Annotated in this window: 20 protein-coding genes; 11 read left to right on the forward strand and 9 right to left on the reverse strand. The window is 65.3% G+C overall.

The annotated features are described in order from the left end of the window. Positions 1 to 17 precede the first annotated feature (17 nt). From LXM55_RS14395 to LXM55_RS14405, 3 genes are read left to right on the forward strand one after another with little or no spacing between them, the layout of a single operon-like run. Positions 18 to 1,043, forward strand: a complete 1,026-nt coding sequence (locus LXM55_RS14395; RefSeq protein ID WP_233320953.1) for a putative 2-aminoethylphosphonate ABC transporter substrate-binding protein — start codon at positions 18 to 20, stop codon at positions 1,041 to 1,043. A gap of 60 nt (positions 1,044 to 1,103) precedes the next feature. After that, complete coding sequence (locus LXM55_RS14400; RefSeq protein WP_233320954.1) at positions 1,104 to 2,237, forward strand: TIGR03364 family FAD-dependent oxidoreductase; 1,134 nt, start codon at positions 1,104 to 1,106, stop codon at positions 2,235 to 2,237. Continuing rightward, complete coding sequence (locus LXM55_RS14405) at positions 2,237 to 2,788, forward strand: phosphonate degradation HD-domain oxygenase (protein WP_233320955.1); 552 nt, start codon at positions 2,237 to 2,239, stop codon at positions 2,786 to 2,788. Before LXM55_RS14400 ends, LXM55_RS14405 begins: the two co-directional genes overlap by 1 nt. A 117-nt stretch (positions 2,789 to 2,905) precedes the next feature. On the opposite strand, the gene LXM55_RS14410 is transcribed toward LXM55_RS14405, so the two are convergent. Continuing rightward, complete coding sequence (locus tag LXM55_RS14410) at positions 2,906 to 4,285, reverse strand: GTPase/DUF3482 domain-containing protein (protein WP_233320956.1); 1,380 nt, start codon at positions 4,283 to 4,285, stop codon at positions 2,906 to 2,908. Then, positions 4,278 to 5,657 (reverse strand): DUF2868 domain-containing protein, encoded by a 1,380-nt coding sequence (locus LXM55_RS14415; protein WP_233320957.1) that lies wholly within the window; start codon positions 5,655 to 5,657, stop codon positions 4,278 to 4,280. The genes LXM55_RS14410 and LXM55_RS14415 overlap by 8 nt, the downstream gene beginning before the upstream one ends. Positions 5,658 to 5,754: 97 nt before the next feature. Between LXM55_RS14415 and LXM55_RS14420 the strand changes: the two genes are divergently transcribed. Beyond that, entirely contained in the window at positions 5,755 to 6,267 is a 513-nt protein-coding gene (locus tag LXM55_RS14420; RefSeq protein ID WP_233320958.1) for a dihydrofolate reductase, read from the forward strand. Positions 6,268 to 6,359: 92 nt separating this feature from the next. Here the strand turns inward: LXM55_RS14420 and LXM55_RS14425 are convergent, their stop codons facing one another. Next, positions 6,360 to 7,751, reverse strand: a complete 1,392-nt coding sequence (locus LXM55_RS14425) for an L-cystine transporter (RefSeq protein WP_233320959.1) — start codon at positions 7,749 to 7,751, stop codon at positions 6,360 to 6,362. A 242-nt stretch (positions 7,752 to 7,993) separates the two neighbouring features. On the opposite strand from LXM55_RS14425, the gene LXM55_RS14430 reads away from it, so the two are divergent. From LXM55_RS14430 to LXM55_RS14445, 4 genes are all read left to right on the forward strand, one after another. Beyond that, complete coding sequence (locus tag LXM55_RS14430) at positions 7,994 to 9,049, forward strand: haloacid dehalogenase-like hydrolase (RefSeq protein ID WP_233320960.1); 1,056 nt, start codon at positions 7,994 to 7,996, stop codon at positions 9,047 to 9,049. A gap of 225 nt (positions 9,050 to 9,274) precedes the next feature. Beyond that, a complete protein-coding gene (locus tag LXM55_RS14435; protein ID WP_233320961.1) occupies positions 9,275 to 10,675 on the forward strand; it encodes an MBOAT family O-acyltransferase in 1,401 nt (466 codons plus the stop codon). After that, positions 10,662 to 11,801: an SGNH/GDSL hydrolase family protein gene (locus LXM55_RS14440; RefSeq protein ID WP_233320962.1), complete on the forward strand. Its 1,140-nt coding sequence runs from the start codon at positions 10,662 to 10,664 to the stop codon at positions 11,799 to 11,801. Before LXM55_RS14435 ends, LXM55_RS14440 begins: the two co-directional genes overlap by 14 nt. Before the next feature lies 1 nt (position 11,802). Beyond that, positions 11,803 to 13,026, forward strand: a complete 1,224-nt coding sequence (locus tag LXM55_RS14445; protein ID WP_233320963.1) for an SGNH/GDSL hydrolase family protein — start codon at positions 11,803 to 11,805, stop codon at positions 13,024 to 13,026. A gap of 219 nt (positions 13,027 to 13,245) precedes the next feature. On the opposite strand, the gene ilvD is transcribed toward LXM55_RS14445, so the two are convergent. After that, positions 13,246 to 15,087, reverse strand: a complete 1,842-nt coding sequence (gene ilvD, locus LXM55_RS14450; RefSeq protein ID WP_233320964.1) for a dihydroxy-acid dehydratase — start codon at positions 15,085 to 15,087, stop codon at positions 13,246 to 13,248. A 313-nt stretch (positions 15,088 to 15,400) separates the two neighbouring features. Here ilvD and LXM55_RS14455 point away from each other — a divergent pair, with 313 nt between their 5' ends. Further along, positions 15,401 to 15,967, forward strand: a complete 567-nt coding sequence (locus tag LXM55_RS14455; RefSeq protein ID WP_233320965.1) for a hypothetical protein — start codon at positions 15,401 to 15,403, stop codon at positions 15,965 to 15,967. Here LXM55_RS14455 and LXM55_RS14460 read toward each other — a convergent pair. Together LXM55_RS14460 and LXM55_RS14465 are read right to left on the reverse strand one after the other, a co-directional pair. Beyond that, a complete protein-coding gene (locus LXM55_RS14460; protein WP_233320966.1) occupies positions 15,949 to 17,139 on the reverse strand; it encodes an MFS transporter in 1,191 nt (396 codons plus the stop codon). The genes LXM55_RS14455 and LXM55_RS14460 overlap by 19 nt on opposite strands. Positions 17,140 to 17,253: 114 nt before the next feature. Beyond that, positions 17,254 to 18,450, reverse strand: coding sequence for a class I SAM-dependent rRNA methyltransferase (locus LXM55_RS14465; RefSeq protein WP_233320967.1), 1,197 nt, complete (start codon positions 18,448 to 18,450; stop codon positions 17,254 to 17,256). A gap of 227 nt (positions 18,451 to 18,677) precedes the next feature. On the opposite strand from LXM55_RS14465, the gene LXM55_RS14470 reads away from it, so the two are divergent. Beyond that, positions 18,678 to 19,490 carry an HDOD domain-containing protein gene (locus LXM55_RS14470; protein WP_162865006.1) on the forward strand — a complete coding sequence of 271 codons (813 nt, stop codon included), beginning with the start codon at positions 18,678 to 18,680 and terminating at the stop codon, positions 19,488 to 19,490. A 33-nt stretch (positions 19,491 to 19,523) separates the two neighbouring features. Further along, positions 19,524 to 20,336, forward strand: coding sequence for a bifunctional DNA-formamidopyrimidine glycosylase/DNA-(apurinic or apyrimidinic site) lyase (gene mutM, locus LXM55_RS14475; RefSeq protein ID WP_233320968.1), 813 nt, complete (start codon positions 19,524 to 19,526; stop codon positions 20,334 to 20,336). A gap of 63 nt (positions 20,337 to 20,399) precedes the next feature. Here the strand turns inward: mutM and LXM55_RS14480 are convergent, their stop codons facing one another. The 3 genes from LXM55_RS14480 to LXM55_RS14490 form a co-directional block, all read right to left on the reverse strand. Beyond that, positions 20,400 to 20,651, reverse strand: coding sequence for a YfhL family 4Fe-4S dicluster ferredoxin (locus tag LXM55_RS14480; RefSeq protein ID WP_007921257.1), 252 nt, complete (start codon positions 20,649 to 20,651; stop codon positions 20,400 to 20,402). Between the two features lie 134 nt (positions 20,652 to 20,785). Then, the gene (gene coaD / locus LXM55_RS14485; RefSeq protein ID WP_003176711.1) at positions 20,786 to 21,265 is read right to left on the reverse strand and encodes a pantetheine-phosphate adenylyltransferase; all 480 of its coding nucleotides are present in this window, start codon (positions 21,263 to 21,265) and stop codon (positions 20,786 to 20,788) included. Between the two features lie 115 nt (positions 21,266 to 21,380). Beyond that, positions 21,381 to 22,976 (reverse strand): GMC family oxidoreductase, encoded by a 1,596-nt coding sequence (locus tag LXM55_RS14490; protein ID WP_233320969.1) that lies wholly within the window; start codon positions 22,974 to 22,976, stop codon positions 21,381 to 21,383. Between the last annotated feature and the right edge of the window lie 153 nt (positions 22,977 to 23,129).

Consider the following 23,129-nt stretch of genomic DNA (forward strand, 5'->3'; position numbering starts at 1 on the left):
CACTAAGGAACCGCACCATGTTCAAGCCCCTGGCTCTTGCCGCTGCCGTCCTCTCTGCTGTCAGCCTGAACGCGTTTGCTGGGAAAACCGAGCTGACGGTCTACACCGCCCTCGAAGCCGAGCAACTGAAGAGCTACAAGCAGGCCTTCGAAAAGGCCAACCCGGATGTGGAGATCAAATGGGTGCGTGATTCCACCGGGATCATCACCGCCAAGCTGCTGGCGGAAAAAGCCCGGCCGCAAGCCGATGCGGTCTGGGGCCTAGCGGCGTCCAGCCTGGCGATCCTCGACCAGCAGGGCATGCTGCAACGCTACGCGCCCAAGGACCTGGGCCAGATCGGCGCGAACTACCGCGACGCCGCCAACCCTCCCGCCTGGGTCGGCATGGACGTGTGGGCCGCGACCATCTGCTTCAACACGGTGGAGGCCGAAAAGCAGGGCCTGAGCAAGCCGGTGAGCTGGCAGGACCTGACCAAGCCCGAGTACAAGGGCAAGATCGTCATGCCCAACCCGGCGTCCTCGGGCACCGGCTTCCTGGATGTCAGCGCCTGGTTGCAGACCTTCGGCGAGAAGCAGGGCTGGCAGTACATGGATGAGCTGCACCAGAACATCGGCCAGTACGTCCATTCTGGCTCCAAGCCCTGCAAGCTGGCCGCCGCCGGTGAATTCCCCATCGGCATCTCCTTCGAATACCCGGCCGTGCAGCTCAAGCGCCAGGGCGCGCCGCTGGACATCGTGCTGCCCAAGGAAGGCCTGGGCTGGGAAATCGAAGCCACGGCGGTGATCAAGGGCACGCCTCATGAAGAGGCGGCGAAGAAGCTCGCCGACTTCTCCGCCAGCCCCGCGGCCATGGAGCTGTACAAGGAAAACTTCGCCGTGCTGGCCCAGCCGGGCATCGCCAAGCCGCAGACCGAACTGCCGGCCGACTACGAGCAGCGCCTGATCAAGAACGACTTCGCCTGGGCCTCGAAGAACCGCGACCAGATCCTCACCGAATGGCGCAAGCGCTATGACGGCAAGTCGGAAAAGGTTGCCAAGCAGTAACGACCAGGACTGCTGTGGCGAGGGAGCTTGCTCCCTCGCCACAAACAACGAGGCATGAACATGACCCATCACAGCGATCTGCTGATCATCGGCGCCGGTATCCTCGGCCTGTCCCACGCCTACGCCGCCGCCAAGCGCGGTTTGCAGGTGCATGTATTCGAGCGCAGCAGCACGCCGCTGGGCGCTTCGGTGCGCAACTTCGGCCAGGCCCTGGTCACCGGCCAGCCGCCGGGCATCATGCTGGAGCTGGCCCGAGCCAGCCGCGAGATCTGGGCCGACTGGCAGCAGCTGGCGGGCCTGCCACTCAAGCGCAACGGTTCCTACCTGTTCGCCCGCAGCGAAGCCGAGGAACAGTTGCTGGAAGCCTTCTGCGCCGGGCGCGCGCGGGAGCACGGCTACCGCGTCGAACTGCTCCGGGGCGCGGCCCTGAATGACCTGTATGGCGGCCAGTTCCGCCATCATCGGGCGGCCTTGCACGGCCTGGACGACCAGCAAGTGTATTCCCGCGAGGCGCTGCCGCTGCTGATCGACTACCTGCGCCGCGACCTGGGGGTGCAGTTCCACTTCTCGACCCTGGTCCGGGACATCCAGCCGGGCCGGCTGCAGAGCACCGCCGGCAGCTTTCATGCGCCGCAGATCGTGCTGTGCTCGGGCCACGACTATCAGACCCTGCTGGCCGAGCCGATCGCCACCCTGCAGCCGCAGGTCTGCCGCCTGCAGATGCTCCGCGCCCGGCCCCAGGTCAACCTCAACCTGCAACATGCCTTGCTCACCGGGCTGAGCTGTGTGCACTACGGCGCCTTCGCCGACCTGCCGCAAGCGGCGGCGGTGCGGGCGCAGATCCTGCGTGAGGCGCCGCACCTGCATGAGCACGGCATTCACCTGTTGATCAGCCCGACCCCCTACGGCGAGCTGATCATCGGTGACTCCCACGACTACGGCAGCGATCCGTCGCCGTTCAACGCCGAACAGGTGGATAACTGGTTGATCGAACTGGCCGAACAGACCCTGGGCTGCAAGGTCCAGGTGGTGGAGCGCTGGCAGGGTGTGTACGGCGCCCGCGGGCCCGGGCCGTTCTCCTTCCTGGAAGCCGCGCCCGGGGTGCATGTGGCGCTGATGCACACCGGCGTGGGCATGAGCGTCGGTCCGGCCATGGCCGAGGGCAATATCGCCCGGCTGCTGGAGCACGCGTGATGAGTCGGCAGCAACGGATCATCGACGAGGTTTTCGGCCTGTACGAGCGCTTTGGCGACTGCGACTACATTGGCGAGCCGGTGTCGCAGATCGAACACATGTCCCAGGCCGCGCAGCTGGCCCTGGCGGAAGGTCATGACGACGAAGTGGTGCTGGCGGCGTTCTTCCACGATATCGGGCATATCTGCCAGCAGGATGCCGAGAACATGGGCGGTTTTGGCGTGGTCAGCCATGAACGCCTGGGGGCCGACTACCTGCGCCGGGCGGGTTTCAGCGAGCGTCTGGCGCGGTTGGTGGAGTACCACGTCCAGGCCAAGCGCTACCTGACCTTCAAGGAACCCGAGTATCACCAGCGGCTGAGCGAGGCCAGCCGCCGCACCCTGGAATACCAGGGCGGGGCGATGAGCGCGGCAGAAGCGGCGGCCTTCGAGCTCGATCCTCTGTACGCGCTGAGTCTGCGCCTGCGCCACTGGGACGAACAGGCCAAGGACCTGTGGGTGCCGGTGATGGACCTGCAGGTGCTCAAGGACAAGGCCTTGGCGCTGCTTTGAGCAGAGTGCTTTTTGTAGCCGCTGCCGCAGGCTGCGAACGGCTCCGCAGGAGGCGCCGCTTTTGGGAGTGTTGAAGGTCCTGCGGCCCTTGGCGCAGCCTCGCGGGCTCGGCAGCGGCTACAGGATATGTTGGGCCAGGGCCTCGATCTGCTCCTGGCGCTCGGCCTGGCTCAGGCGTTTGTGCGGGTTGAGCGACGACCACTGTGGATGCGCCCGGGCCTTGTTCAAGGCGTCGGGCAGTTTGCCCTCGCGCCAGCTTTTGTCTTCCGGTATCGCCAGGCGGATGCTGTCCAGCGCCGCATGCCCGCGCCGGTTCAGCGCCTGGACCAACTGCCGTTGGCGCAGGGCCAACAGGCGCAGCACGCTGTCGTCCACGCTCAGCTCGCGCTGGCCCTTGAGCTTGCCTAGCAAACGGCTGCCGTAGCTGCGGGCGGTTTGCAGCGCGCCACCGGCAATCGCCCCGGCCAGGGCCGCGGCGCCCAGGGTCAGGCCGCCCACCAGCAGGTCCACCCCGGCACCGGCCGCGGCGCCCGCGGCGATGCCACCGCCGACGCGCACCCCCAGTTGCTTGAGGGTTTCCGGGTTGAACAGGTCGTCGCCCCAGCGTCCGTCCAGCAATGGCAGGTCGCTGGCCGCAGCGTCCTCGGGGCGGAAGGCATAGAGCTTGAGCAGGGCTTCGACGCAGCGCTGCTCGCGCTGGCGGATGGCCTGGCGCAGTTCGCCGATGGCCTGTTGCTCCAGCTCAGCATCGCTGGCCACGCTGCGGCGGCAGGCGGCGCAGTCCACCAGCAACTCGGCAATCAGCCGCGCGGCGCTGTGCTGGCGCGCCAGGCGCTGGGCTTGCTGGTCGTCGATCAGCCGTTGCAGGGCCGGGCGCGCATGTTCCAGCAGCAGGGCCAGGCTTTCATACAGGCGCCGTTCGCCATCTTCCGGCGGCGCCACGCTGTCGAAGCGCACCAGGGCGTGCAACCCCAGGCGGGCCAGGGCTTCGCGCCAGTCGCCTTCGCGCTGCTCGGCGCTGCTGACGAAATTCAGCACCGGCAGCAGCGGCTTGCCGCAGCCGGTGAGCACTTGCAGTTCATCGCGGTACTTGGCCAGCACCGGTTCCCGGGCGTCGATCACATACAGGCCGGCGTCCGAGGCCAGCAGCTGGCGCAGAACCTTGGCCTCCTGCTCGAAACGCTGGCGGGCCTCGCTGCCTTCAAGAAAGCGTGCCACCCGCGCCGGGCCGTCCAGGCGTTCGCCGGGGCGCTCAAGGCGCTCCAGGTAATCCAGCAGGGCGATGGCGTCTTCCAGGCCGGGGGTGTCGTAGAGCTCCAGCAGGGGCTGGCCCTCCACCGAGAGGCGGGCGCCTTCCACGTGCCGGGTGGTGCTGGGGCGATGGGAAACTTCGCCAAACCCCACGTCTCGGGTCAGGGTGCGCAGCAGCGAGGTCTTGCCGACGTTGGTGTGGCCGACCACGGCGAGTTTCAGCGGCGTGTGCCGAGCATCAGTCATGACCGTTCTCCAGCCAGTCGAGGGGCGCGCAATCGGCGAAGGGCAGCTTCAGCTGTTGCAGGGCGCTGTGCCAGTCGCCCAGGCGGTCGGCATCCAGGGCCTGGCCGGGCGGGGCTTGCAGCAACCAGACCCGGGTCGCGCTGGCGTTGCGCGCCAGTTCGGCGATCAGCCCGAGGCTGCCGCGGTCCGGCGAGCGCCGCGGGTCGCAGGCGATCACCAGGCGCGCCGGGGGGAAACGGCTCATCTGTTCCAGCAGGCGGTTGCGCGATTCGCGGCTGTCGAGGATGCCGGCGTCCTTGACCGTGTCCGGCAACTGCGGCGGCCAGGGGCGCTGGTCGTCCAGCTCGATGGCCACCAGCAAGGCACCGCTGCTGTCCTCGGCGCTGACGCCGCCTTCGACCCGGTGCAACTGCTCGGGGGCCGCGTCATTGACTCCCAGGCGTTCGCTGCTGGGCATCAGGCGTTCGCGCAGTGAGGCGTAGCCTGGCAGGTTGAGGTCCAGTTGCAGGCGCGCCTGCCCGTGTTTCCAGCGCCAGCGGCAGAACAGCATCAGCAGCAGGCGCGGTAGCACGCCGTAGATCACCACCAGCACCACCAGCCAGATGGCCCAGGACTGGCGGATTAGTTCGGTGTTGTAGACGTCCCGGGTGCTGGCCTGGATGGTCGCCACGCTCGGTGCGCCGAAGCCCAGGCCCCGGGGCAGGGCGCTGAGGGCGTTGGTAATGGCCACGAAGGCATCGGCGCCCAGCAGGGTGCTCTCCCAGACGAAGCTGTAGCGGTGGGTGGTCAGCAGCACCAGCAGCATGACCACGGCGCTGAACAGGGCCAGGCACCACAGGCCGTTGATCAGGCTGCCCAGGGCCCAGCGGTTGAGCTTGCGCCGTTGCAGCAACAGCAGCAGTGCCGGCGGCAACTGCGCGGCCTTGGCATCGCGGGAAAATTTTTCGCTGAGCCACAGCCACAGGCGGCCCAGGCCGGCCCCGTGTTCACCGGCAAACAGCAGGCCGGCCAGCCAGCTCAGCAGCAGGACCAGGTTCAGGCCCAGCAGGCTGCCCAGGGCCCAGAACACGTTGACCGGTTGCTGGGTGTTGCCCAGGGCGCTGAAGGCCAGGCCGGCGCCGCTGATGACCGCCAGGACCGAGAGCGCCAGCAGCGCCAGGCGCGCGCCCTGCTGCCAGTGCAGCAGGGCACTGTGCAGGCCGTCGCGCTGGGCCAGCCACAGCGCGCGGTTCTGGATGCGGGTCGCCAGGTCGCCGCCCTGGTTGCGGGCCAGGCGATTGGCTTCCTGATCCTCCAGCGGGCCGGCGTGCTCCTCGCGCAGGCGCACGGTTTCGGTCAGCCACAGTCGTTGCAGGGGAGTCAGTGCAGTCACGCGTCATTCCATCGCTTACAAAGTGCGCTGAGCATAACTGCTGCAGCGGTGGTCGGGTGAAGTTGCCAGGCTTGGGGCCTCTGGTATCCTCGCCGGCATGAAAAAATCTCTCCCTCTCAGCCTGATCGCGGCCCTCGCACAAAACCGCGTGATCGGCGTCGACAACAGCATGCCCTGGCATTTGCCGGGGGATTTCAAATTCTTCAAGGCCACCACCCTGGGCAAGCCGATCATCATGGGGCGCAAGACCTGGGATTCCCTTGGCCGGCCCTTGCCGGGGCGCTTGAACATCGTGGTCAGTCGTCAGACCAGCCTGGTGCTCGAAGGTGCCGAGGTCTACCCGTCTTTGGAGGCGGCAGTGGCACGGGCCGAGGAATGGGCCCTGGAGCAGGGCGCCAGCGAGCTGATGCTGATTGGCGGCGCACAGCTTTACAGCCAGGGCCTGGAGCAGGCGGATCGCCTGTATTTGACGCGGGTGGCCCTGAGCCCGGAAGGCGACGCCTGGTTTCCGGAATTCGATGAGCAGCAGTGGAAGCGGGTATCAGAGATGCCGAACCCGCCGGAAGGGGACAAGCCGGCGTACAGCTTCGAGGTGTGGGAGAGAAGATGACAGCAGGCAGTTGCAAGTTTCAAGCTACAAGCTGCAAGCAAGAGCCCGTCGGCTTCTACTTGCAGCTTGTAGCTGGCGGCTTGCAGCTGCTTTTACACGTGCTGCAGTTCCGAATGCTCATCGGCGTCCAGCAGCGCCTTGTCGGTCTGCTGCATCACCTGGCTGGTGATGGCGCCGGCGGTCATCGAGCCGCTGACGTTCAGCGCCGTGCGGCCCATGTCGATCAGTGGCTCCACGGAAATCAGCAGCGCTACCAGTGACACCGGCAAGCCCATGGCCGGCAGCACGATCAACGCGGCGAAGGTCGCGCCGCCGCCCACGCCCGCCACGCCGGCGGAACTCAAGGTGACGATGGCCACCAGGGTGGCGATCCACAGTGGGTCCAGCGGGTTGATGCCCACGGTCGGGGCAACCATCACCGCGAGCATCGCCGGGTACAGGCCGGCGCAGCCGTTCTGGCCGATGGTGGCGCCGAACGAGGCGGCAAAGCTGGCGATGGACTGGGGAATGCCCAGGCGCCGGGTCTGGGCTTCGATGCTCAGGGGAATGCTGGCGGCGCTGGAGCGGCTGGTGAAGGCGAAGGTCAGTACCGGCCAGACCTTGCGGAAGAAGCGCAGCGGGTTGATCCCGGCCAGGGCGACCAGCAGGCCGTGGAGCACGAACATCAGGCCCAGGCCGATGTAGGACACCACCACGAAACTGCCGAGCTTGATGATGTCCTGCAGGTTCGAGCCGGCCACCACCTTGGTCATCAGCGCCAGCACGCCATACGGGGTCAGCTTCATCACCAGGCGCACCAGGCGCATCACCCAGGCTTGCAGGGTGTCGATGGCGTTGAGCACTTTCTGCCCTTTGTCGGCGTCATCCTTGAACAGTTGCAGCGCGGCCACACCGAGGAAGGCGGCGAAGATCACCACGCTGATGATCGAGGTCGGCTTGGCCCGGGCCAGGTCGGCGAAAGGGTTCTGCGGGATGAACGACAGCAGCAGTTGCGGCACGTTGAGGTCGGCGACCTTGCCCGCGTAATCGCTCTGGATCACTTGCAGGCGAGCCATTTCCTGGGTGCCGGCCACCAGCCCTTCGGCGCTCAGGCCGAACAGGTTGGTCAGGCCGATGCCCACCAGCGCGGCGATGGCGGTGGTGAACAGCAAGGTGCCGATGGTCAGGAAGCTGATCTTGCCCAGGGACGAGGCGTTGTGCAGGCGGGCCACGGCGCTGAGGATCGAGGCGAATACCAGGGGAATCACGATCATCTGCAGCAACTGCACGTAGCCATTGCCCACCAGGTCGAACCAGCCGATGGAGGCCTTGAGCACCGGGTGGCCGGCGCCGTAGAGGCTGTGCAGGGCAATGCCGAAGACCACGCCCAGCACCAGGGCCAGCAGGACCTTCTTGGCCAGGCTCCAGGTGGTGTGGCGGGTTTGTGCCAGGCCCAGCAGCAGGGCCAGGAACACCAGCAGGTTGAGGATCAGCGGCAGATTCATTGGGGCTCCGATAAGACGTGTGCCAATCGCGGCTCAGGGCGATTGCGAACCGGCAAGCCTAACAGCTTGAAATCTAATGAATTAATAACGATATCGCATGGCAACTGTCGTTTTTGGAATAAGCCGCTGACGCTCAGGCGCATGTGGCTGGCGCTCTCGGGACGCAAGCGGTCGTGTGGAGACGAGAACTGTCACAGGGATTTGTTAGCGTCGAAGGCTTTCACTCAGGGAGAAAACCGTCGATGAAACTTGCTCCGAAATTGCTCGCAGTCGCACTCTGCCTGGGCCTCGCCGGCCAGGCCCTGGCCACCGAGTTGAAGCATTGGCCCGCCGAACAGGCCAAGCAGCTGGACGCGATGATCGCGGCCAACGCCCACAAGGGCAACTTCGCGGTGTTCGACATGGACAACACCAGCTACCGCTACGACCTGGAAGAGTCCCTGTTGCCCTTCATGGAAAACAAGGGGCTGATCACCCGCGACACGCTCGACCCGTCGCTCAAGCTGATGCCCTTCAAGGACACCGCCGAGCACAAGGAAAGCCTGTTCAGCTACTACTACCGCCTGTGTGAAATCGACGACATGGTCTGCTACCCCTGGGTGGCGCAGGTGTTCTCCGGCTTTACCCTCAAGGAACTCAAGGGCTACGTCGATGAGCTGATGGCCTCCGGCAAGCCGGTGCCCAGCACTTATTACGACGGCGACGTGGTCAAGACCATCGAGGTCAACCCGCCCAAGGTCTTCACCGGCCAGGCCGAGCTGTACAACAAGCTGATGGAGAACGGCATCGAGGTCTACGTGATGACCGCCGCCTCCGAAGAACTGGTGCGCATGGTCGCCGCCGACCCCAAGTACGGCTACAACGTCAAACCGCAGAACGTCATCGGCGTGACCACCCTGCTCAAGGACCGCAAGACCGGCGCCCTGACCACCGCGCGCAAACAGATCACCGACGGCAAGTATGACGAGCAGGCCAACCTCGGCCTGGAACTGACGCCGTACCTGTGGACCCCGGCCACCTGGATGGCGGGCAAGCACGCGGCGATCCTGACCTACATCGATGAGTGGAAGAAACCGGTGCTGGTGGGCGGCGACACCCCGACCAGCGACGGCTACATGCTGTTTCATGGCGTGGACGTGGCCAAGGGCGGTATCCACCTGTGGGTCAACCGCAAGGACAAATACATGACCCAGCTCAACGGCATGATGGCCAAGCACGCCGCGGCCCAGGCCAAGGAAGGCCTGCCGGTGACGGCCGACAAGAACTGGGTGATCGTCAAACCCGAAGACATCCAGTAACCCCAGCCTCCCCACCGTTGTCGGAGCCGGCTTGCCGGGTAGCGCCCTTGCGGGCGCCTGCGCTGGCAAGCCCGCTCCTATGACAGGCCGTTAGCGCCAAAGGCGGCGAATGTTTCAACTTGTGACTGTCAAACCCCCTCTGCCATAATCGCGCCCGTTTCCTGTCCCCCCGCCTGCTCTCCCTTGTGCCGGGTTTGTCCCCGATTGCACGTAATGGACTACGTTGTGAGCTATCTCTCGATCGAATTCGGCCTCTGCTTCATCCTGTTCTTCGTTCTGTATTGGGGCCTGGGCTTCAGCCTGCGTTTGCAGAATGCCCTGTTGCTGGTCGCCAGCTACGCGATCCTCGCCAGCTTCAGCCTGAACTTCCTCTATATCCTGCTGGGCTACACGGCCCTGGTGTACCTGCTTGGCCTGTTGAGCCAGCGTTACCCCGGCAGGGGCTGGGTCAATGGCCTGATGCTGTTGCTGGTGCTGGGGGCCTTCTACCTGTTCAAGTACCAGGATTTCTTCACCAGCACGGTGCAGAACGCCTTCGCCCAGTTTGGCGTGGAGGTGTCGCTGCCGCTGCTGGAGGTGCTGCTGCCGGTGGGGCTGTCGTTCTATGCCTTCCACTCGGTCAGCTACCTGGTGTCGATCAACCGCCGTGAACTGACCCCGGGCTCGCCCTTCGACCTGGCGCTGTACCTGGCCTTCTTCCCCAGCCTGATCGCCGGCCCGGTGAACCGGGCGATCCCGATGCTGGAACAGATCAACCCGCCGCAGCTGCGGCAGGTGCTGGAGCCGCAACGCGCCCTGGGCCTGATCGCCGTGGCGGTGGTCAAGCTGTTCTTCCTCAGTTCCTGGCTGGCCAATGAATGGGTTGACCCGGTGTTCGACAGCCCGGTGGCCTTCTCGGCCGAGCAGATCCTGCGGGCGGTCTACGGCTATTCGTTCCTGATCTACTTCAACTTCAGCGGCTACACCGACCTGGTGACCGGCATCGCCCTGCTGCTGGGGTTCCGCCTGCCGCAGAACTTCAACTACCCCTACGCGGCGCGCAACCTCAAGGAATTCTGGGGCCGTTGGCACATCAGCCTGTCGACCTTCATCCGTGACTACGTGTACATCCCCCTGGGGGGCAACCGTGGCCCGGTGTGGCGCGGCAACCTGAACATGCTGCTGGCCATGCTGATCTCCGGCCTGTGGCACGGCGCCAGCGCCAATTTCATCATCTGGGGCGCGCTGCACGGTATCGGCCTGGCCCTGTACAAACTGTGCAGCCCGTTGCTGGCCCGAGGCCCGAGCTGGATCGGCGCCGACCTCGCGGCGCGCCTGCTGACCTTCCACTACGTGGCGTTCGCCTGGATCTTCTTCCGCTGCGCGACCCTGTCCGATGCCATGGACATGCTCAAGGGCCTGAGCGAGCTGTCCTTTGCCGGGCTCGCCAGCGGCGCCGCCAGCCTTCTGGGCTGCCTGTTGTTCGTGGCTTTCTACCCACGGATCGTGGCGCTGCTGCGTCGCCTGTTCGATGCCGCCACCGGTTTGCCGTGGCTGTTCTATCCAGTGCCGCTGGGGCTGTTTATCTGCGTGGTCATCTTCGCCTCACCGTCGGGCGTGCCGGGGTTCATCTATGCCAGTTTCTAACCGTTCGCCCTTGTCGGTCAGCCTCGGTAGCGCGGCCAAGGTCTTCTACGCCCTGGTGGTGACCAGCCTGTTGCTGGTGTGGTTCAACCAGCAGTCGATCCGTCTCTACTGCCAGCAGAAGTACCACGACAACTGCGAGATCCCGGGGTTGTCGCAGAACGCGCAGTGGCGCTTTGGCGCGCAACTCAACCAGGCCCTGGAAAATGCCCGGGTGGCCTTTGTCGGCAGCTTTACCGGCCAGGTGAGCCTGGTGGCCGAGGCTGAGGCCGCCGGGGATGAAGAGCTGGCCCCGCTGCCCACCCTGGCCGATGAGCCGGAGCCCGCCCACCCGCCGGTTGCGGCCGCTCATCCTGCGCCTGTGCATCCAGCCCCGGAGACACCGGCCGCGGTGCACCCGCAGCCGGTGGCTGTGGCCCCGGTGGTCAGTCACCCGCCCAAGATCGACCCGGGGGCCACGACACCGTTGATGGCCAGCCTGGCCACCGGTGACGAGGTGTTCTTCGTTGGCGACTCGCTGATGCAGGGCGTGGCGCCGCACATGGCCAACACCTTGCGCAAGCGCTACAACGTCAAGAGCCTGAACCTCAGCAAGCAAAGCACTGGCCTTGCCTACCCGAGCTTCTTCAACTGGCCCAAGACCGTTGCCAGCACCCTGGCCAGCAACCCCAATATCCGCCTGATGGTGATCTTCCTCGGCCCCAACGACCCCTGGGACATGCCGGTGGTCAAGGGCAAGCCGTTCCTGCGCTTCAAGACCCCGGACTGGGAAGAAGCCTACCGTCAGCGCATCGATTCGATCCTCGACACCGCCCAGGCACATAATGTGCAGGTTATCTGGGTTGGGCCGCCGAACATGGAGAAGCCCAAGCTGTCTACGGCCATGGCTTACCTGAGCCAGCTGTACAAGGGCCAGATCGAGCAGTACCAACAGCATTACGTCTCGGCCAACGAGATTCTCGGTTACCAGAGCGACGAATTTTCCTATTACCGCACCACCGGCGACGGCAAGAAGGTCAAGACCCGGGTCGACGACGGTATCCACTTCACCACCACTGGGCAGAAGCTGATCGCTGAGCGTGTGATCTCGCTGATCAATTTTCCCAGCCAACAATTGACGGAGCACTGACATGGGGCGACTGCAAGGCATTGCGCTGTTGCTGGGCATCACCTTGCTGAGCAGTTGCAGCCCGACCACCGAGGTCCAGGCCACTCCCGCTTCGGCGCTGGCCAGGTCCGGGGCCGCGGCGAAGAAGGTCCTGACCACCGGGACCGACCCGAACCTGGCGCTGCTGGCACGCAAGTTCAGCACCTCCGACCGTACCCCCATCACCATTGTGCAACTGGGCGACTCGCACACCGCTGCCGACCTGTTCAGCGGCGAAATGCGCCGCCTGCTGCAAGCCCAATACGGCGATGGCGGCATCGGTTTCGTCGCGGCCACGCCGGTGCCCGGCACCCGCTACGAGCGGGTGATCCTTGGCGCCGCCAAGCGCCAGTGGTCCCTGGTGTCGGCCCGCAACCAGCAGAGCAACCAGTTTCCCCTGGGTGGCTACCTGTCGCTGCCGCAGACCCCGGGCGCGCGGGTGCACATCGCCGAGCGCCAGGCGAGCAATCAGCAGTACCGCATTTCCGCGCTGTACCAGGCGTCCAGCAACAGCACCCTGACCGCTCGGGACAACCTCAACAAAAGCAGCCGCATGCTGGCCGCCACCGGTGGGCAATGGCGTTTCAGCCCGCCGTTCAACAACCTGACCCTGCCCCTGGACCTGAACGTGGCCAACAACCAGGGCCTGGCCCTGGGCGGCTGGAACATCCTCGGGCAGAAGAGTGCCGGAGTGATCTATTCCGCCCTGGGCATCAACGGTGCGCGCCTGGACGTGCTGGACAAGTGGCAGCCCGGTTGGCTGGAAGCCCTCAAGGCCCTGCGTCCGGACATGGTGGTGCTGGCCTATGGCACCAACGAGGCTTTCGATGACGATCTGGATCTGCAGCTGTACCGCAGCCAGCTGCAGGGGAAGGTCGCGCTGCTGCGCAAGAACCTGCCCAAGACCGTGATCCTGCTGGTGGGGCCGCCGGATTCCATCAAGCGGCGCAATGCCGGCAGCTGCGCGGCCTCCCAGCCGCAACCGCTGCGGCAGGTCATCCAGATCCAGAAGGACGTGGCGAAGACCAGTCGCACCCTGTTCTGGGACTGGCAGGCGTTCATGGGCGGCGACTGCTCCATCAGCAAATGGCAGGGCAGCGACCTGGCGCGTAACGACCTGGTGCACCTGACCGCCGACGGTTATCGCAAAAGCGCCGACGGCCTGTACCGCTTCCTGCGCGGGCAGTTGGGCGAGCGCATGCCTTGAGCTGCAGGGTGGGCCTCAAGGTTTAGGCGCACCTGCGCCCGCTGCGCGGTCGAACGGGAGCAAGCTCCCTCGCCACCAAAAGCCCAGGCCCGGCACCGCGCACTAACAGGCTTCAAGGTTGCGCCCGCAGCTTGAACAAACGCTCCCGGCATAAAAAAGCGCCGCTTGGCCTATGCAGCCAAGCGGCGTTTTTTTGGGCTGACGGTTATGTCGCGAGGATCACAGGCCGTCGAGCATGGCCTTGTTGCGCACCGCGCCCTTGTCGGCGCTGGTGGCCAGCAGGGCGTAGGCCTTCAGCGCGGTGGTCACTTTGCGTGGACGCGCTTCCACTGGCTTCCAGCCTTTCTTGTCCTGTTCGACACGGCGCGCCGCCAGTTCCTCATCGCTGACCAACAGGTTGATCGAGCGGTTGGGGATGTCGATCAGCACCTTGTCGCCGTCCTGCACCAGGCCGATGGCGCCGCCGGCCGCCGCTTCAGGCGAGGCGTGGCCGATGGACAGGCCCGAGGTGCCGCCGGAGAAGCGGCCATCGGTGAGCAGGGCGCAGGCTTTGCCCAGGCCCTTGGACTTCAGGTAGGAGGTCGGGTAGAGCATTTCCTGCATGCCCGGGCCGCCTTTCGGACCTTCGTAACGGATGATCACGATGTCGCCTTCCTTCACTTCGTCGGCGAGGATGCCGCGCACGGCGCTGTCCTGGCTTTCGAAGATCTTGGCGTTGCCTTCGAAGACGTGGATCGACTCGTCGACGCCGGCGGTCTTCACCACGCAGCCGTCCAGGGCGATGTTGCCGTAGAGCACGGCCAGGCCGCCTTCCTTGGAGTAGGCGTGCTCGACGCTGCGGATGCAGCCGTTTTCACGGTCGTCGTCGAGGCTGTCCCAACGGGTCGACTGGCTGAACGCGGTCTGGGTCGGGATGCCCGCCGGGCCGGCCTTGAAGAAGTGGTGCACGGCTTCGTCCGTGGTCTGGGTGATGTCCCAGTGGGCGATGCCCTCGGCCAGGGTCTTGCTGTGCACGGTGGGCAGGTCGGTGTGCAGCAGGCCGCCGCGGGCCAGCTCGCCGAGGATGCTGAAGATGCCGCCGGCGCGGTGCACGTCTTCCATGTGGTACTTCTGGATGTTCGGCGCCACTTTGCACAGCTGCGGCACATGGCGCGACAGGCGATCGATGTCCCGCAGGTCGAAGTCGATCTCGGCTTCCTGGGCCGCGGCCAACAGGTGCAGGATGGTGTTGGTGGAACCGCCCATGGCGATGTCCAGGGTCATGGCGTTCTCGAACGCCTTGAAGTTGGCGATGTTGCGCGGCAGGACCGACTCGTCGTTGTCGCCGTAATAGCGCTGGCACAGCTCGACGATGGTGCGCCCGGCCCGCAGGAACAGCTCTTCGCGGTCGCTGTGGGTGGCCAGGGTCGAACCGTTGCCCGGCAGGGCCAGGCCCAGGGCTTCGGTCAGGCAGTTCATGGAGTTGGCGGTGAACATGCCGGAGCACGAACCGCAGGTCGGGCAGGCGCTGCGCTCGTACTCGGCAACCTTCTCGTCAGAAGCGCTGGAGTCGGCGGCGATGACCATGGCGTCCACCAGGTCCAGGCCGTGGGCGGCGAGCTTGGTCTTGCCGGCTTCCATCGGGCCGCCGGAAACGAAGATCACCGGGATGTTCAGGCGCAGGGCGGCCATCAGCATGCCGGGGGTGATCTTGTCGCAGTTGGAGATGCAGACGATGGCGTCGGCGCAGTGGGCGTTGACCATGTACTCCACGGAGTCGGCGATGATCTCGCGGCTCGGCAGCGAATACAGCATGCCGTCGTGGCCCATGGCGATGCCGTCGTCCACGGCGATGGTGTTGAATTCCTTGGCCACGCCACCGGCGCGTTCGATCTCGCGAGCCACCAGCTGGCCCAGGTCCTTCAGGTGCACGTGCCCCGGGACGAACTGGGTGAACGAGTTGGCAATGGCGATGATCGGCTTCTTGAAGTCGGCATCTTTCATCCCCGTGGCGCGCCACAGGGCGCGGGCGCCGGCCATGTTGCGGCCGTGGGTGGATGTTTTCGAACGGTAATCAGGCATGGAGCACTCCGGGCGGCTAATCAGGGAACAAATGGGGAGTGAGCTTCTATTGACCTTGGGAACACTCAGAAATGGCCGTGTGTCCGAAAGCTGCCGATGACGCCGCGGGATCGCCGCGCGCCTCAGCCTGAGCTCATAAACCCGCCGGGGGATGACTGGCGATGAATTCGCCGATTCTACACCGCTGGCGTCAGGAAGGAATGCCGCGACCGTTCCGTGGCGTGCGATTGCCTGGATCCGCGAGGGAGACTGCCAGCCCGACGGTTCCTGGTTTAGACTCGCCGCCCCTTGATCACCTTCCAATGGAGCTGGAATGTCCCCGAACATGCGATCCCTGAGGTTCTACCTGGGCATGGGCCTGCTGCAGGGGCTGCTGCTGATGTGGCTGGTGCTCTATAGCGACTGGCCCGGCAGTGCCATGGCCGTGGTGGGCGCGGCCGTGCTGACGGGCGGCGGCTTCGTGCAACTGCTGGCCGGACGGCGGCGCCAGTGGCGTACCTGGCGCGCCGCGCTGCTGCTGGCCTTCGCGGCGGCGGTAGTGGTGCAGGCCTGCAGTGAGTTGCCCTTCACCCGGGCAGTGATCTACAGCGTGGTGGCGCTCCTGCTGCTGATGACGCTGCTTGGCGCCACTTGGCTGCCGGGACGCGATGGCTTCGAACGACGGCTGCTGGGTGACGGCAGCTGGATGCTGGTGGCCCTGTCTGCGTCATGGCTGGTACAGGCGCTGTTCGACTTCTGGGTCCACAAGCACCATCTGGACCCCTTCAAGAGCGGGTTCCTGTCCCTGCGTTACTTCACCGGGCCGCCCCTGGCCTTCTCCTTTGTCCTGTACCTCAGGGATTTGTGCCGCGTGCGCGATCTTCAGGCGCAAGCGCTCTGATAGCGACGATTGACCAGGCCGTTCAGGCCCAGGGCGATTGCACTCAGCACCAGGAAGCACAGCCCCAGCGCCGTCACCAGGTTGCTGGCGCTCAGGTTGATGAAGCCGCTGATCAGGCCGCCGCAGATGAAGATGAGCATATTGCCCGCCGACGCCGAGGTCCCGGCGTTGTGCGCAAAGATGCCCATGGCTCGCGAGGTCGCCACCGGGCGGGTGATGGTGGTGCCGGCGGTGCAGACGATCATCGGCACCAGAACCGTGGCGACGGACAGCTCGAACGGCTGCAACAGCAGCATCAGCAGGCCGGACAGGGCGATCAGCCCCAGGCCGGTGACGATTTGGGTGCTGGCCTGCAGGTAGCGGTTCATCACCCCGGCGCCGATGCCGCCCACTACATAGGCGGCCCCATACAGCAACAGCGCCAGGGCGTACTGGTAGGGCGAGAGCTGCAACTGCTCCATGAAAATGATCGGTGATATGACGATGAACGAAAAATGGCAGGCGAAGGCCAGCGCCGAGATCAGCCAGTAGCCAACGAACGACAGGTCGGCAAACACCCGCCGGTAGGCCGCGAAGATATTCTGCTGGCGTGCCGCCGTGCCCGGCGTGTTCTCCAGCAGGACCCAGGCCTTGAGGATGACCAGCAGGCCGAGGCCGGCGAACACCCCGAAGCTGCCCTGCCAGCCCAGGCGGGCCTGCAGCCAGGTGCCCAGCAGCGGTGACAGGGAAATGAAGAGGCCGCTGGCGGTGACCAGGGCGATGCGCAGGCGCTCCTGCTGCTTACCGACGAACAGGTCCTGCACCAGCGCCTGGGACAGGACGAAGCAGCCACACCCCACGGCCTGGACCACGCGAAACAGCAGGAACCACGCGTACTCGGTGGCGGCCATGCAGCCCAGGGCGCCGGCGACGGCCACGGCCATGCCAGCCAGTAACAGCTTCTTTCGCCCCAGGGAGTCTGATAGCGGCCCGACCACCATCAGGGAAAACGACAAGCCAATGGCGAACAGGCTGACGGACAGCGCGATATCGGCGCTGGAGGTATTGAAGCGTTCGGCCAGGGCGGGAAAGGAGGGGAGGATCACGTCCAGCGGGAAGACCCCGAGCAGGGTCATGGTCAGCAGCAGAATGACGACCGAGGTCTTTTTCGTGGCGGCGGGGGAGTGGCCCATGGTGCGGCGCTCTCGGTCCTTGAGAAGGTGCCGAGAATCGAGCCGTGGCGTTGCAAAGTCAATCGATGGCAGTGGCCATTCCCGCGCTGGGCGGGAATGGCCGTCGGCCCGGGCTCAGCTGTTGGGCAGCAGGCGGCAGGTGATGCTCTTGATGTAGCGGGTTTCCGGGATGGCCGGGTGCACCGGGTGATCCGGGCCCTGGCCGCCGCGCTCCAGCAGCTGGATGTTGCGGTCCAGGTGGCGGGCGCTGGTCAAGAGGATGTTCTGCAGGTCGTCCTCGGGCAGGTGCATCGAGCACGAAGCGCTGACCAGGATGCCGTCCTTGTTGAGCAGGCGCATGGCTTGCTCGTTCAGGCGGCGGTAGGCGCCTTCGCCGTTCTTCAGGTCTTTCTTGCGCTTGATGAAGGCAGGCGGGTCGGCAACGATCACGTCGAAGCGCTCTTCGCTGGCTTTCAGCTCTTTCAGGGCCTCGAAGACGTCGCCTTCGATGCAGGTCATCTTCTCGGCGAAACCGTTCAGCGCGGCGTTGCGTTCCACGCCATCAAGGGCGAAGGCCGAGGCATCGACGCAGAACACTTCACTGGCGCCGAACGCGGCGGCTTGCACGCCCCAGCCGCCGATGTAGCTGTACAGGTCGAGCACGCGCTTGCCTTTGGCATAAGGCGCCAGGCGAGCGCGGTTCATGCGGTGGTCGTAGAACCAGCCGGTCTTCTGGCCCTGGATCACCGGGGCTTCGAACTTCACGCCGTTCTCTTCCAGGGCAACCCACTCCGGTACCAGGCCGAACACGGTTTCGACGTAGCGGCCCAGGCCTTCGGCGTCACGGGCGGCGGAATCGTTCTTGAACAGGATGCCGCTGGGCTTGAGCACCTGGGTCAGGGCGGCAATCACGTCGTCCTTGTGGGTTTCCATGGTCGCCGAGGCGATCTGCACCACCAGGATGTCGCCAAAACGGTCGACCACCAGGCCCGGCAGCAGGTCGGAGTCGCCGTAGACCAGGCGGTAGAACGGCTTGTCGAACAGGCGCTCGCGCAGCGACAGGGCCACGTTCAAGCGGTGCACCAGCAGCGACTTGTCCAGGGCCAGCTTGGCGTCGCGCGACAGCAGGCGGGCGCAGATCAGGTTGTTCGGGCTCATGGCGACCACGCCCAGGGGCTTGCCGCCGGCGGCTTCCAGCACTGCCTGGTCGCCTGCCTTGAAGCCGTGCAGAGGGGTGGCGGCTACATCGATTTCGTTGCTGTAGACCCACAGGTGGCCGGCGCGCAGGCGGCGATCGGCGTTGGCTTTGAGGCGCAGGCTTGGCAGGGACATGACGTCGCTCCGGAAAAAAGGGCGCGATTATACCCCGTCGCGCGGCGCAAGCGATGGCCAATGGACCTGCGGCCAGGGACCTTTCCTGCAACCATTGGGTAAAGTTCCTGTCCGTTCGCCCAACATTCCCGTGTTAGGGGTTAGAATCCCCGGCTCACCCAGAGTGTGTACTTATGTCCCAAGAGCTATCAGCCGAACAGATTCAACAGGCCCTGCAAGGCATCAGCGTGCCGCCCCAACCGCAAATCATGGTGGATTTGCAGATGGAGCAGTACATGCCCGATCCCGACCTGGAGGTGATCGCCAAGCTGATCTCCCAGGACCCGGGCCTGTCTGGCGCGTTGCTGAAGATCGTCAATTCGCCGTATTACGGGCTGAGCAACAAGATTGCGTCGATCCAGCGCGCGGTGAATCTCTTGGGCAGCCGTTCGATCATCAACCTGATCAACGCGCAGTCGATCAAGGGCGAGATGAGCGACGAAACCATCGTCACCCTCAACCGCTTCTGGGACACCGCCCAGGACGTGGCCATGACCTGCCTGACCCTGGCCAAGCGCACCGGCTCCCAGGCCGTGGACGAAGCCTATGCCCTGGGGCTGTTCCATGACTGTGGCGTGCCACTGATGCTCAAGCGCTTCCCCGACTACATGACCGTGCTGGAAGAGGCCTACGGCAGCGCCGGACCTGAGCAGCGGGTGGTGGACACGGAAAACCGTGCCTTCAACACCAACCACGCGGTGGTCGGTTACTACACGGCCAAGTCCTGGCGCCTGCCGGAGCACGTGACCAACGCCATTGCCAACCACCACAATGCCCTGGCGATCTTCAGCGACGAATCTTCACGCAACAGCCAACTGAAGAACCTGCTGGCGATCCTGAAGATGGCCGAGCACATCTGCGCGTCCTACCGGGTGCTGGGCAACCAGGTGGAAGATCACGAGTGGAACAGCATCGGCCACCTGATTCTCGACTACGTCGGCCTGTCGGATTACGACTTCGAGAACCTCAAGGAAACCGTGCGCGAGCTGGGCGCGCACTGACCGTTCATATCGCGATGAGTGCCAGGGGCTGATATGCCTGAATTACCGGAAGTCGAAACTACCCGGCGCGGGATCGCGCCGCACCTGGAAGGCCAGAAGGTCAGTCGGGTGATTGTCCGTGACCGGCGTTTGCGCTGGCCGATTCCCGAAGACCTGGACATCCGCCTGTCCGGGCAGCGCATCGTGCAAGTGGACCGGCGCGCCAAATACCTGTTGATCAACGCTGAAGTCGGCACCCTGATCAGCCACCTGGGCATGTCCGGCAACCTGCGGCTGGTGGAAGTCGGCCTGCCGGCGGCCAAGCATGAACATGTGGACATCGAGCTGGAGTCGGGCCTGGCCCTGCGTTACACCGACCCGCGGCGCTTTGGCGCCATGCTCTGGAGCCTGGACCCGCTGAACCATGAATTGCTGGTGCGCCTGGGGCCGGAGCCGCTGACCGACCTGTTCGACGGCGAGCGCCTGTTTCAGTTGTCCCGGGGCCGCTCCATGGCGGTCAAGCCGTTCATCATGGACAACGCGGTGGTGGTGGGGGTGGGCAACATCTACGCGACCGAGGCGCTGTTCGCCGCGGGCATCGATCCGCGTCGTGAAGCCAAGGGCATTTCCCGCGCCCGCTATGTGAAGCTGGCGATCGAGATCAAGCGCATTCTGGCGGCGGCCATCGAGCGGGGCGGTACCACCCTGCGTGACTTTATTGGCGGTGACGGCCAGCCGGGCTACTTCCAGCAGGAGCTGTTCGTCTACGGGCGTGGCGGGGAGCACTGCAAGGTCTGCGGCACGGGGCTGCGGGAAATCAAGCTCGGCCAGCGGGCCAGCGTCTATTGCCCGCGTTGCCAGAGCTGAGGCGCTTGGCCGGCCAGCCGGCCCCTACAAAGGGGTGTGGGAGCCGAAAGGGCGTTCTATCACTCACGCCTTGCCGGTGATCTTCCGGTACTTGGCCATCAATTCTTCTTCGGTTTCCGGGTGCGCTTCGTCCAGCGGAATGCAATCCACCGGGCACACTTGCTGGCACTGCGGTTCGTCGTAGTGGCCGACGCACTGGGTGCACAGGTTCGGATCGATGACGTAGATCTCTTCGCCTTGGGAAATCGCCGCGTTAGGGCACTCGGGTTCGCAGACGTCGCAGTTGATGCAATCGTCGGTGATGATCAGGGACATGGGGTACTCCGGCCTGGGCGGCAGGCCCGGGCATGTAAAAACGAATGCGCGCAATTGTGCCGTATTGACGCCCGCAGTGCACGCGGGCGCGATGGCTGACGCCCGGCAATGGCCCCTGTGCGGGGCCGCGCGGCTTATTTCTTGAAGCGCAGGGTCAGCGCGTCGGCGACCGCCGGGTGCACGAACTTGGTGATATCACCGCCCAGGGCAGCAATTTCACGGACCAGCGTCGAGGAAATGAACGAGTAGCGCTCCGACGGGGTGAGGAACAGGCTTTCCACGTCCGGCGCCAGTTGGCGGTTCATGTTGGCCAGCTGGAATTCGTATTCGAAGTCCGAAACCGCCCGCAGGCCGCGCAGGAAGACATTGGCGTTCTGCTCCTTGGCAAAATGCGCCAGCAGCGTGGAGAAGCCAACGACTTCAACGTTGGGCAGGTGCTTGGTCACCTCACGCGCCAGTTCCACGCGCTGCTCCAGGGGGAACAGCGGGTTTTTCTTGGGGCTGGCGGCAACGGCGATGATCACGTGGTCGAACAGCCGCGAGGCGCGCTCGACCAGATCGCCGTGGCCCTTGGTAATAGGGTCGAAGGTACCTGGGTACAACACTCGGTTCATCGCGTCGTCCTGGCGGGAATCCGTTGGGGAGTCGGATGGTATCGCAGCCTTCCCGGTCGGCCAAGTCGCCTTTTAGAGAAGAAAGCCCGATGGACGACGAAATTTCCCAGCTGTTTCACGCCGTTTTCAAACGCTGCGCCAGGGCCGTGGCCAGTTGCGCCGTCAGGCCGTACACCGACAGCTGCGGGTTGGCGCCGATGCTGGTGGGGAACAGCGAGCCGTCATGGATCGACAGGTTGTGCAGTTGATGGTGGCGCCCGAGGCTGTCGGCCACGGCGGTTTTCGGGTCTTCGCCCATGGCGCAGCCGCCCATCACGTGGGCGCTGCCCAGGCGGGTGCGGTACAGGGCCAGGTCCAGGCCATCGATCTGCGCGCGCACTTCGCCCAGGGTCTTGGCGAAGCGGGCATCGCTGTGCAGCGGCTTGACCGCCTTGGCGCCACCGGCGAACTGGATCTCCGCCATGCTGTGGAAGGCCCGGCGCAGGCCGTCCCAGGCGTAGGGCGAGACCTGATAGTCGAGGACCGGGGTGCCATCGCCGCGCAGCTCGACGTTGCCGCCCGTGCTGTCGGGGTGGAAGCCGTCCCGCAGCAGGGCCAGCATCGCGTGGGTGTGCGGCAGCTGCTCCATGGACAGCCCGCTCTGCGGCCCGAAGCCGCCCAGCAGGGTGCTGGCCAGGGCCGGTTGCAGGGGTGGCACTTCGAGTTTGTAGGACATCTTGCCGGTGGTGCCGTCCTGCCACTGAAAATGGTCGGAATAGATCGATTGCGGCGCGCCGTAGAACGGGTTGATCACCTCGTCGAACTGCCCGGCGGAGAAGTTCACCAGGTGCAGGAAGGTGCGCTTGCCCAGCCGCGAATGCGGGTCCGGGGCATCGGAGCGCAGCAGCAGGGCCGGGCTGTTGATGCCGCCGCCGGCCAGCACGTAGTGCCTGGCCTTGACCGTGATGGTGCGCCCGGTGGGGGCGACGCAGCGGGCGTCCATGGCCTGGCACTGCAGGCCGCTGACCTTGTCATCCTTGATCAGCAGGCGCTCGGCCCGGGCCAGGTACAGCAGCTCGCCGCCTTTCTCCAGGGTCGCCGGAATGGTGGTCACCAGCATCGACTGCTTGGCGTTGGTCGGGCAGCCCAGGCCGCAATAGCCCAGGTTCCAGCAGCCGCGCACGTTGCGCGGAATCACGTGCCAGCTGTAGCCCAGGGCTTCGCAGCCCTTGCGGATCACGTCGTTGTTGGCGTTGGGCGGCATGACCCAGGGCGCGACACCCAGGCGCTGTTCCATCTTTTCGAACCAGGGCGCCATTTCGGCCGAGCTGTGGCCCACCACCCCGTGTTCCCGGGCCCAGTGCTCCAGGGTCGGGTCGGGGGTGCGAAAGCTCGAAGTCCAGTTGATCAGGGTGGTGCCGCCCACGGCGCGGCCCTGGAGGATGGTGATGGCGCCGTCCTTGCTCATGCGCCCGATGCCTTCCTGATAGAGGCTGGTGTAGGCCTGGTCCTCGAGCATCTTGAAGTCGTCGCTGGTCTTGAGCGGGCCTTCCTCGATCAGCAGCACCTTGTAGCCGGCGGCGCTGAGGATTTCGGCGGTGGTGCCGCCACCGGCGCCGCTGCCGATGATGGCGACATCGGCTTCCAGGGTCAGGTCCTGCTCCAGCTGCGAGCCGTTGTAGGTTTTCCAGCCACGGTTCAGGCCTTCGCGGAACAGATCAGGTACAGGCATATCGAGTGCTCTCTTATTATTGAAGGCTCGGCGCGGATCCACTGTAGCCGCTGCTGAGCCTGCGAAGCTGCGAAAAGGCCCGCAGGGCCTTGCTTGACGATCCCCAGTCGCTGCCCCATCGCCCCGCGAACCCGGCGCTCGTGCGCAGCCTGT

The sequence above is a fragment of the Pseudomonas sp. Au-Pse12 genome, from assembly GCF_021341665.1.
Classification (GTDB): domain Bacteria; phylum Pseudomonadota; class Gammaproteobacteria; order Pseudomonadales; family Pseudomonadaceae; genus Aquipseudomonas.